The sequence below is a fragment of the Nocardia sp. NPDC058497 genome (genome assembly GCF_042720195.1).
In the GTDB taxonomy this organism is placed as follows: domain Bacteria; phylum Actinomycetota; class Actinomycetes; order Mycobacteriales; family Mycobacteriaceae; genus Nocardia.
Map to the genome: position 1 here is coordinate 1 of NZ_JBHXMY010001032.1, position 1,118 is coordinate 1,118.

General features: G+C 61.3%; 1 protein-coding gene. It reads left to right on the forward strand.

Translation table 11 applies throughout. The features are described from left to right. Positions 1–41: 41 nt before the first annotated feature. Positions 42–1,118 (forward strand): damage-control phosphatase ARMT1 family protein (locus ACFWPJ_RS33475; protein ID WP_378857623.1); only part of this gene is annotated, 1,077 nt, incomplete at its 3' end.

Here is a 1,118-nt window from a genome sequence, read left to right on the forward strand (position 1 = left end):
CCGGCCACCCCTACCCGCCCGAGATTCAGCGACCACTCGACGTGCTGCGCGAGGAAATCGCCGGATCGGTTCGGCCACTACCGGACGGCGCGGCAGGCAAGCACGCTTGGGATACCTGGGGTGAGGGAATCTATGGCTGCGACTGGCTCGACGTGCCGTTCCTCTGGGCCGAGAGCTACTTCTATCGCCTGCTGCTGGAAGCAGTCGGCTACTACGAACACGGCCCCTGGCACGGAATCGATCCCTTCGTCCAGAAGAACGCCGAACTCCACGACCCAGAACTCGCCGCGGAACTCGCAGCGATTAACCCTGACCACGACGACTCGGCGACAGAAACCGCTGCCCTGATCCACGCCGCGCTATGGGGTAATCGCGCCGACCTCGGATTCCGGATCTCAGACCCCGCATCCGCCGCCCGCGAGCACAACCACGCCAACATCATCGACGACCAGACCGCGCAAGCAGTAGATCTCCTCCGTGCCGTCACCGACGGGACGATCACGTTGATCGCCGACAACTCCGGCCGTGAACTCATCCCCGACCTTCTGCTGATCGACCATCTCCTGCGCATCAACACCGAACTCACCGTCGAGCTCCACCTCAAACCACACCCGTATTACGTCTCCGATGCCACGACAACGGATCTCCTGGCGACACTGCGTCTCCTGGCATCAATCCCCGGGCGTGCGTCAGACACCGCCGATCACCTCATCACAGCGCTCCGCAATGACAGACTTCACCTATCGGACCATGAATTCTATTGTGCACCTTTACCTTTCCGCGAGATGCCACCCGATCTAGAGGCGCAGCTGTCTGGCGCCGACGCCGTGATCTTGAAGGGCGACCTCAACTATCGCCGTTTGACAGGCGACCAACACTGGCCGACAGCAACTCCGTTCAACTTCCTCACCGAATACTTCCCAACCGCTGTCATCGCACTTCGAACCCTCAAGTCCGACCTGGCAATTGGAATAGACAGCCCAACGACGGCACGACTGGAATCGTCGGATCCGACCTGGCGAACCTCCGGCCACTATGGGGTCGTCCAGATACGGTCGTGTGGAATTGCCGAGCGCCCGCCAGCGACTGGATTGGGTTGTGATTGTGTGGCCCCAACA